A 406-nucleotide genomic window follows, 5' to 3' on the forward strand; every position below is an offset into this window, starting at 1 on the left:
CTCAGGCTGGCAGCAGCACCACCCTGACCGTTAATGTCGGTGGCACCAATTACACCGTTGATATCGATGCTTCGGGTAAAGGCACCTTGCTGGTGCCTAACACCGACGGCGCAGATGTTTACATCGATCCAAGCCAGGTCACTGCAACCGTTACTGAAGTGAGCGGCGGCAACTACGAGGCTGTTGACCTGAGTGGTGCAACCACCACCGTCACCGTCGAAGACACTATCGACACCACGACTGTTGCCGTGACCGCGGTGCCAGCTAAAGAAGGTGATGCAAACCTCACCTTCAACTTCCAGTTGAGCAACCCGCCGCAGGCTGGCAGCACCACGACTCTGACTGTAAATGTCGGTGGCACTAACTACACCGTCAACGTTGGCGCCGATGGCAAGGGCACCTTGTC

1 protein-coding gene is annotated in these 406 nt (G+C 56.9%); it reads left to right on the plus strand.

Going from position 1 to position 406, the window contains the following annotated elements; all coding sequences use genetic code 11:
* The coding region (locus ACIOAU_RS23560; protein WP_401184863.1) for an immunoglobulin-like domain-containing protein at positions 1–406 on the plus strand (406 nt) is incomplete at both ends.

Origin of the sequence: Pseudomonas sp. NPDC088322 (assembly GCF_044740745.1) — a bacterium.
Taxonomy (GTDB): domain Bacteria; phylum Pseudomonadota; class Gammaproteobacteria; order Pseudomonadales; family Pseudomonadaceae; genus Aquipseudomonas; species Aquipseudomonas shirazensis.